Origin of the sequence: Crenalkalicoccus roseus (genome assembly GCF_004761865.1) — a bacterium.
Taxonomy (GTDB): Bacteria; Pseudomonadota; Alphaproteobacteria; order Acetobacterales; family Acetobacteraceae; genus Crenalkalicoccus; species Crenalkalicoccus roseus.
Window position 1 is genome coordinate 1 of sequence record NZ_SJDM01000077.1, and the last position, 7,200, is coordinate 7,200.

At 78.5% G+C, this 7,200-nt stretch carries 9 protein-coding genes, 1 tRNA gene and 1 pseudogene; 8 read left to right on the plus strand and 3 right to left on the minus strand.

Going from position 1 to position 7,200, the window contains the following annotated elements:
• The 3 genes from ET526_RS20515 to ET526_RS20525 form a co-directional block, all read left to right on the plus strand.
• Positions 1–758: ribonuclease E/G (locus tag ET526_RS20515; RefSeq protein WP_192898741.1), on the plus strand; the 758-nt coding region annotated here is incomplete at its 5' end.
• Positions 748–948, plus strand: a complete 201-nt coding sequence (gene yacG, locus ET526_RS20520) for a DNA gyrase inhibitor YacG (protein WP_135470849.1) — start codon at positions 748–750, stop codon at positions 946–948. The genes ET526_RS20515 and yacG, both read left to right, overlap by 11 nt.
• A gap of 78 nt (positions 949–1,026) precedes the next feature.
• Positions 1,027–1,102: transfer RNA gene (locus ET526_RS20525), tRNA-Phe, on the plus strand.
• 93 nt (positions 1,103–1,195) lie between these two features.
• On the opposite strand, the gene ET526_RS20530 is transcribed toward ET526_RS20525, so the two are convergent.
• The 3 genes from ET526_RS20530 to ET526_RS20540 all read right to left on the minus strand — a co-directional run bounded on the left by ET526_RS20530 (position 1,196) and on the right by ET526_RS20540 (position 4,328).
• On the minus strand, positions 1,196–2,383 hold the full coding sequence (locus tag ET526_RS20530) for an MFS transporter (RefSeq protein ID WP_135470851.1): 1,188 nt from the start codon (positions 2,381–2,383) through the stop codon (positions 1,196–1,198).
• A 183-nt stretch (positions 2,384–2,566) separates the two neighbouring features.
• Positions 2,567–3,637 (minus strand): NAD(P)H-dependent flavin oxidoreductase, encoded by a 1,071-nt coding sequence (locus tag ET526_RS20535; RefSeq protein WP_135470853.1) that lies wholly within the window; start codon positions 3,635–3,637, stop codon positions 2,567–2,569.
• Positions 3,638–3,746: 109 nt separating this feature from the next.
• Positions 3,747–4,328: a peroxidase-related enzyme gene (locus ET526_RS20540; protein ID WP_135470855.1), complete on the minus strand. Its 582-nt coding sequence runs from the start codon at positions 4,326–4,328 to the stop codon at positions 3,747–3,749.
• Between the two features lie 123 nt (positions 4,329–4,451).
• Here ET526_RS20540 and ET526_RS20545 point away from each other — a divergent pair, with 123 nt between their 5' ends.
• The 5 genes and pseudogenes from ET526_RS20545 to ET526_RS20565 form a co-directional block, all read left to right on the plus strand.
• A complete protein-coding gene (locus tag ET526_RS20545; protein ID WP_135470857.1) occupies positions 4,452–4,973 on the plus strand; it encodes a YbaK/EbsC family protein in 522 nt (173 codons plus the stop codon).
• 203 nt (positions 4,974–5,176) lie between these two features.
• Positions 5,177–5,611, plus strand: a complete 435-nt coding sequence (locus tag ET526_RS20550; RefSeq protein ID WP_135470859.1) for a Tat pathway signal protein — start codon at positions 5,177–5,179, stop codon at positions 5,609–5,611.
• Positions 5,612–5,616: 5 nt separating this feature from the next.
• Entirely contained in the window at positions 5,617–6,336 is a 720-nt protein-coding gene (locus tag ET526_RS20555) for a MotA/TolQ/ExbB proton channel family protein (protein ID WP_135470861.1), read from the plus strand.
• A gap of 4 nt (positions 6,337–6,340) precedes the next feature.
• Positions 6,341–6,793, plus strand: coding sequence for a protein TolR (gene tolR, locus ET526_RS20560; protein ID WP_135470864.1), 453 nt, complete (start codon positions 6,341–6,343; stop codon positions 6,791–6,793).
• Positions 6,793–7,200 (plus strand): annotated as a pseudogene (locus ET526_RS20565) (hypothetical protein); the annotation flags it as partial. The gene tolR and the pseudogene ET526_RS20565, both read left to right, overlap by 1 nt.

Below are 7,200 nucleotides of genomic sequence, written 5' to 3' on the forward strand. Positions count from 1 at the left end.
CGCTGCGGCTGGCCCGCGCCCATCCCGCCGCGGCGGTGGAGACCGATGCGCCGCCGCTCGCGGCCGCGCTGCGCGCCGCGCTGGGGCCGGAGCGGGTGGCGCTGCGCCGCGGCCCGGTCTTCGATCCGGTGCTGGAGGCGGAGCTGGAGGCGCTGGCGGAGCCGGAGGTGCCGCTGCCGGGGGGCGGGCGCATCCTGGTGCACCCGACGCCGGCGCTGACCGCGCTGGATGTGGATGCGGGCAGCGCCGCCGGCGGGCGCGACCCCGCCGCCCAGCAGCGCCTGAACGCGGTGGCGATCCCGGAGGCGGCGCGGCAGATCCGCCTGCGCAACCTGGCCGGGCCGATCCTGCTCGACCTCGCCGGGCTGAGCGTGAGGCGCCGCGCCGCGCTGGAGGCGCCGCTGCGCGCCGCCCTCGCCGCCGACCCCCTGGCGGAGCTGAAGGGCCTCGGCCCGCTCGGCCTGTTCGAGATCCTGCGCCGGCGGGTGCATCCGCCGCTGCACGAGGTGCTCGGGGTTCCGCCCTCGCCGCTCACCCGCGGCCTCGCCGCGCTGCGCCGCGCCGGGCGGGAGGCGGCGGCGGCGCCCGGCCGGCGCCTCGCGCTGCGCGCCGCGCCCGCGGTGCTGGAGGCGCTGCGCGCCCTGCCTGGCGCGCTGGAAGAGCACGCCGCCGGGGCCGGATGGCCGCTGGAACTGCGCCCCGACCCCGCGCTTTCCCCTGGCGAGGAGGCGATCGAGGAGGCCGGCCATGGCCGATGAGGGCGAGCCGCGGGAGGCGGCGCGCGGCAGGCCGCCGCGGCCCTGCCCGGTCTGCGGCCGGCCCGCCGAGCCGCGCTTCCGCCCCTTCTGCTCGGCGCGCTGCCGGCAGGTGGATCTTGGCCGCTGGCTGGCCGGAGATTACGCCATTCCCGGCGAGGCGGGGGAGCGGGACGAGGAGACGCCGCCATGACCGGGTGGACAGGCGGGCGCTCTTCCGCTATCTCCGGCGCCCTCTGCCGGCGGCCTGCGCGAGCGGCCGCCTCCTTGGGCCCAGGTAGCTCAGTTGGTAGAGCATGCGACTGAAAATCGCAGTGTCGGTGGTTCGATTCCGCCCCTGGGCACCATCCCCTCAGCTTCCCCCTCCCCCGCGGTTCTGAACGCCCCCTGGCGCGGGCCGGGCACGCGCCCAGGCCGCCGCTCCGGAAGCGCAGCGCCGGCTACCCTCCCGCGGCGGCGCGGGACGGGGCGGCGCGCAGCCCGAGCAGCGCGAGGCAGGCGGCGAGGGAAAGCGCCGAGGAGAGGGCGAGCGCCCCGCCCACCCCCGCGCCCTCCAGCAGCAGCCCGAACAGGAACGGCGCGGTCGCCTGCAGCGCGCGCGCGGGCGCGGAGAGCAGCCCCTGCCGCGCCCCGTAGCCCGCCGGCCCGAACACCGCGAGGGGCAGGGTGCCCTTGGCGATGGTCAGCACCCCGTTGCCCATGCCGTGCAGCACCGCGAAGGCCCCGGCCCCCGGCCCCCCCAGGGCGCCGAGGGCGAGGGCGCCGAGCGGGTGGCCGAGGGTCGCGAGCCGCGCCGAGACCAGCGGGTGGAAGCGCCGCAGCAGCCCGAACTCCGCCACCCGCGCCGCCACCTGTGCCGGGCCCACCAGCGCCGCCGCGGCGATCGCGGCGGCGGGGGTGGCGCCGGCCGCCTGCAGCAGCATCGGCAGGTGCGCCGCCATGGCGCCGGTGACGAACCAGGTGGCGGCGAAGACGAAGGCGAGGAGCGGCATGGCGCGGCGCGGCGCCGGCGCCTCCGCCGCCGGCGCCGCGGCCGCCTCGCGCTCGGGCGGCGGCGCGGGCGGCACCAGCAGCCGGTTGAGCGGCAGGCCGAGCGCGAGATGCAGGCCCGCCCAGGCCAGGCAGGCGCCGCGCCAGCCGAGCGCCTCCTCCATCACCGCCGAGAGCGGCCAGCCGATGGTGCTGGCGAAGCCGGCGATCAGCGTGATGCCGGTGATCGGCCCGCGCGCCGCCCGCCCGTAGAGCCCGGCCAGGGTGGCGAAGGCGGCGTCGTAGAGGCCCATCGCCATCCCCACGCCGAGCACCAGCCAGGCCGCCGCCATCCCCGCCGGCCCCTGCGCGAGGCCGAGGCCGGTGAGGCCCGCCGCCAGCACCAGGTTCGACAGGGCGAGCACGCCGCGCCCGCCGCGCCGGTCTATGGCGCGCCCCACCGCCGGGCCGAGCAGAGCGGACAGGACGAGCGCGGCCGAGAAGGCGCCGAACACCCAGGAGGCGGGGATGCCGAACGCCGCCGCCATCGGCGCGGCGAGGATCGCCGGCAGGTAGTAGGAGGAGGCCCAGGCGAGCGTCTGCGCCGCCCCCAGGGCGAGGACGACGCGGCGCGCCCCGGCCGGCGCGGCGGCGCTCATGCGGCCGCCCGGCCCGGCCGGCGGGCGCGGCCCGCGCCGCTCACGCCGCCTCCGGAGGGGTGGCATCGGGCAGGGGGGGCTCGGCCGATGCGCCGCCGCCGCGGGGATGGGCGGGCGGGTGCGGCCCCGCAGCGGTCCTCGCGCGTCCGCGCCGGCCGGGGGGTGGTGCGTCGGGTGGGCATCTCAGGGAAGCAGCGCCTCCGCCTCTCCCCAGACCCGGCCGAGCAGCACCCCCGCCGGCTCGGCGCGGGCGAGCGCCGCGCCCTGGCCCGCCCAGGCCTGCATGCGCGCGACCTCCCCCGCCGCCTCCGCCGCCGCGCGCACCGGCGCCATGATGGCGCGCTGCACCGGGTAGGGGGCGGGGGGCGGGCCGGCGGCGAAGGCCTCCGTCACCGCGTTGCGCAGGCCGCGGGCGAGGCGGCCGGAGAAGGCGCGGGTCAGCACCGTGTCCTCCGGCGCCGCGCGGCCGATCGCCTCCGCCCAGGCGGGATGGATGCCGGCCTCCGGGCAGCGCAGGAAGGCGGTGCCCATCTGCACCACGCTCGCGCCGAGGGTCAGGGCCGCCGCCACCCCCCGCCCGTCCATGATGCCCCCGGCGGCGATGACCGGGATGGAGACCGCGTCGGCGACCTGCGGCAGCAGGGCGAAGAGGCCGTTCAGCGTGCGCTCCGCCGCCCCGTCCTCGAAGCTGCCGCGATGCCCGCCCGCCTCGGCGCCCTGCGCCACCACCGCATCCGCCCCGGCGGCCTCCGCCGCGCGGGCCTCGGCCACCGTGGTCGCGTTGGCGAACCAGGCGATGCCGTGCCGCTTCAGCCGCGCCACCATCTCGGGCGGGAACAGGCCCATGATGGAGGAGGCGACCGGCGGCGCCGCCTCGATCAGCGCCTCGCACTGCGCGGCGAAGTCCGGCACGAAGGGGCCGGGGCCGGGATCCGGCACCGCGATCCCCGAGAGGCGGGCGAGGAGGGCGCGCACCGCCGCCTCCCGCGCCGGGTCGCGCGCGGGCGGCGGGTTTGGGATCCACAGGTTGATCTGGAAGGCGCCGTTGCTGCGGCCGCGGAACTGCGCCACCCATGCGCGCATCGCCGCCGCGTCCGACATCAGCGCGCCGAAGCCGCCCATGCCGCCCGCATTGGCGGCCGCGGCGGCGAGGGCGGGCGGGCAGGCGCCGGCCATCGGCGCCTGCAGGATCGGCGCCCGCAGGCCGAAGCGTTCGCAGAAGGCGGCGGCGCGGCGCCGGGCGGCGGTTTGCATCGCGGTGCTTCCCCAGGGGCTTCGGAGGCGTTCCCGGCCGGGAGCGCGAGGCGGCGCCGCGAAGGGCGGGCCGGAGCCGTTCGCGCGGCCACCGCCGGGTGGAGACGGCTCAGCCGCGGCCGAGGGCGTAGAATTCGTCGTTGGGCCGCAGGCTGGCGAAATTGGCGAGGCGGTTCGACATGCCGAAGAAGGCGGCGATGGCGGCGATGTCCCAGATGTCGTCCTCGCCGAAGCCGTGCCCGCGCAGCGCCGCGCAGTCGGCCTCCTCCACCGCCTCGGCCCGCTGCGCGACCTTCATGGCGAAGTCGAGCATGGCGCGCTGCCGCGGCGTGATGTCCGCCTTGCGGTAATTGGCCGCGACCTGGTCGGCGATCAGCGGGTTGCGCGCGCGGATGCGCAGGATGGCGCCGTGGGCGATGACGCAGTACTGGCACTGGTTCGCCGCGGAGGTCGCCACCACGATCATCTCGCGCTCCGCCTTGCTCAGCCCGCCTTCCTTGTCCATCAGCGCGTCGTGGTAGGCCATGAAGGCGCGGAACTCGTCGGGGCGGCGCGCGAGCAGCAGGAAGACGTTGGGCACGAAGCCGGACTTCTCCTGCACCTTCAGGATGCGCGCGCGGATGTCCTCCGGCAGCGAGTCGAGGGCGGGCGCGGGGTAGCGGCTGATCGGGAAGGAGGCGGTGTCGGCCATGCTCTGCTCCTGTGCGCGGGCGGCAGCCTGCGCCCGTCGCGGCGCCAGGGCAACCGCCGCCCGCCCCTTGGCGCGCGGCGCGCGGCGGTGGATGAGGGGCGCGCGGTCGGCAGGGGGTGGCGCATGGGCGGGAAGGGCGTGGCGCGGGCGGGTTCGGTGGAGCGGGTGCGGGCCGCGCTGCGCGCGGCGGGACACCCGGACACGATCCGGGCCTTCCCCGCCGGCACCCGGACCTCGGCCGAGGCCGCGGCGGCGGTCGGCTGCGCGGTGGCGCAGATCGCCAAGAGCCTGGTGTTCCGCGCCCTGGGGGACGGCCATGGGCGGCCGGTGCTGGCGATCGCCTCCGGGGCGAACCGCGTGGACATGGCGAGGGTGGCGGCGCTGGTCGGCCGGCCGGTGGCGCGGGCGGAGGGCGGCTGGGTGCGGGAGGTGACCGGCTTCGCCATCGGCGGCGTGGCGCCGCTCGGGCACCTGACGCCGCCGCTGGTGCTGGTGGACGAGGATCTCGCCCGCTTCGATCGCCTCTGGGCGGCCGCGGGCTCGCCGGTGCACGTGTTCGAGACCACGCCGGCGGAGCTGCTGCGGATCAGCGGCGGGCGGCTGGTGGCGCTGCGCGAGGGGAAAGGGGGCGCGCCCGGCGGCTGAGGCGCGGGCGCCGGCTCCGCCGCCGGGAAGGGGGGTTGACGCTTCCCGACGGAGACGCGAATGAGAGTTGATCGCAATTGATGGCCGCGCCGGCGCCCCCGGCCGGGGAGTGGGATGCTTCGGAACCCGACGGAAACCGCCCGGGGCGCCGCCGGCCCGGCCGCGCGATGCCCGGTCCGGGCCATGCCAGGAGATGCCCCGCCATGATCCGCGCCCTGCTCGCGGCCGCCGCCCTGCTCGGCCCGATCCTCGCCCCCGGGGGGCGGGCCGCCGAACCGGGCGGCGCGCTGCGCGTCGAGCTCAACCGCCTCGAACCGCGCGAGGGCGGCGCCTGCCGCGTCTGGCTGGTGCTGGGCAACCGGGGCACCGGGGCGCTCGACCCCGTGCGGCTGGATCTCGTGCTGTTCGGCCGCGACGGGATCGTGGCGCGCCGCGTCGCGGTGGATGTCGGGCCGCTGCCGGCCGGCCGCACCCAGGCGCGCATCTTCGACCTGCCGGGCCTCGACTGCGGGACGGTTGGCCAGATCCTGCTGAACGACCTGCTCGCCTGCGGCGGCACCGAGCCCGCCGCGCGCGACGCCTGCATGGACCGCCTGAGCCTCGCCTCGCGCGTCGAGGCCGTGCCCTTCGAGAAGTGAGCCCGATGGATCCGATCCAGCCCGTCCCGCCGCCCGGGCCCGGCGTCCACGACCTCTCGCCATGGGGCCTGTTCCTCATGGCCGACCCGATCGTGAAGGGGGTGATGCTGCTGCTCCTTCTCGCCTCCATCGCCTGCTGGGCCATCATCATCGAGAAGTGGGGCACGCTGCGGCGCCTGCGGCGGGAGGCGCGGGCGCTCGCCGCGCTGGCGGCCGGCGCGCGCGTGCCGGACGCGCCGCCCGGGCGCGCCGACCTGCCCGCGGCGGCGCTGCGCGCGGGCATTCCCGAATGGCGCCATGGCCAGGGCGCCAACGAGACCGACGGCGAGTACCGCGCCCGCCTCGAGGCCGCGATGCGCAAGGCGGTGGCGCAGGAGGTGAGGCGCGCCGAGCCCGGCCTCTCCTTCCTCGCCACCACCGGGGCGGTGGCGCCCTTCCTCGGCCTGTTCGGCACGGTCTGGGGCATCATGCGCAGCTTCATCGGCATCGCCGCCAGCAACGACACCTCGCTCGCCGTCGTCGCCCCCGGCATCGCCGAGGCGCTGTTCGCGACCGCGATCGGGCTCGCCGCGGCGATCCCGGCGGTGATCGCCTACAACCGCATCGCCGCCTCGCTCGGCACGCTGCGCGGCGAGGCGCTCTCGGCCGCCTCGGACCTCGCCGCGCGGCTCGCGCGCTCCGCCGCCCTGCCCGAGGCGCGGCCGCAGCTCCGCCCCGCGGAGTAGCGCCATGGCCATCGCCACGCCGGGCCGCGGCACGGAGGAGGAGGACGCGGCCCCGATGAGCGAGATCAACGTCACGCCGCTCGTGGACGTGATGCTGGTGCTGCTCATCATCTTCATGGTGGCGGCGCCGATGATGATGGTCGGGGTGCCAGTGAGCCTGCCGCAGACCTCGGCCCAGCGCCTCGCCCAAACGGCGCCGCCGGTGGTCGTCACCGTCACCCGCGAGGGGCGCGTGTTCCTGCGCCAGGAGGAGGTGGCGGAGGCCGATCTCGCCGCGCGCCTCCGCGCCCTGCGCGAGGCGGAGGCGAATGACGCGCCGGTCTATGTGCGCGGCGACCGCGCGATTCCCTATGGCGAGGTGATGCGCGTGATGGGCCGCGTCGCCGCCGCCGGCGTGGCGCGCGTCTCGCTGATCGCCGAGGGCGAGGCGGCGGGCCCCGCGATCCGGGCCCGGTGATGCCCGAGGGCGGTCTCCGGCACGCCGCGCCGCCGCCGGCGCCCCCTGGCCTCGCGCGGCGCTTCGCGGGGCCGGCCGCGCTGGCGGCCGCCCTGCACGCCGCCGCGCTGCTGCCCTTCGCCTGGCGCCCCGCCGCCCCGCCGCCGCCAAGCATGGTCGAGGCGGTGGAGATGGCGCCCGTGCCCGAGGCGGCCGCGCCGGACCAGGCGGCCGGGGACGGGATGGCGGAGCCCATCGGCGCCGCGCCGCCCGAGCGCGCCGAGGCCGCGGCGCCGCCCGAGGACCGGGCCGCGGCGCTTCCGCCCGAACCTGTCGCGACGGCGGCGCCGCCGGATCCCGCGCCCTCCGAGGCGCAGCCGCCGCCCCGGTCCCCGCCGGAGGAGGCGCTCGCCGCCGCGCCGCCCCCC

What these genes read in the sequence shown, in the direction of transcription:
- ET526_RS20555 (WP_135470861.1), top strand. Translation starts at nt 5,617, where the DNA reads ATGGATCCGATCCAGCCCGTCCCGCCGCCCGGGCCCGGCGTCCACGAC.
- ET526_RS20535 (WP_135470853.1), bottom strand. Translation starts at nt 3,637, where the DNA reads ATGCAAACCGCCGCCCGGCGCCGCGCCGCCGCCTTCTGCGAACGCTTC.
- ET526_RS20545 (WP_135470857.1), top strand. Translation starts at nt 4,452, where the DNA reads ATGGGCGGGAAGGGCGTGGCGCGGGCGGGTTCGGTGGAGCGGGTGCGG.
- tolR (WP_135470864.1), top strand. Translation starts at nt 6,341, where the DNA reads ATGGCCATCGCCACGCCGGGCCGCGGCACGGAGGAGGAGGACGCGGCC.
- ET526_RS20530 (WP_135470851.1), bottom strand. Translation starts at nt 2,383, where the DNA reads ATGAGCGCCGCCGCGCCGGCCGGGGCGCGCCGCGTCGTCCTCGCCCTG.
- yacG (WP_135470849.1), top strand. Translation starts at nt 748, where the DNA reads ATGGCCGATGAGGGCGAGCCGCGGGAGGCGGCGCGCGGCAGGCCGCCG.
- ET526_RS20540 (WP_135470855.1), bottom strand. Translation starts at nt 4,328, where the DNA reads ATGGCCGACACCGCCTCCTTCCCGATCAGCCGCTACCCCGCGCCCGCC.
- ET526_RS20550 (WP_135470859.1), top strand. Translation starts at nt 5,177, where the DNA reads ATGATCCGCGCCCTGCTCGCGGCCGCCGCCCTGCTCGGCCCGATCCTC.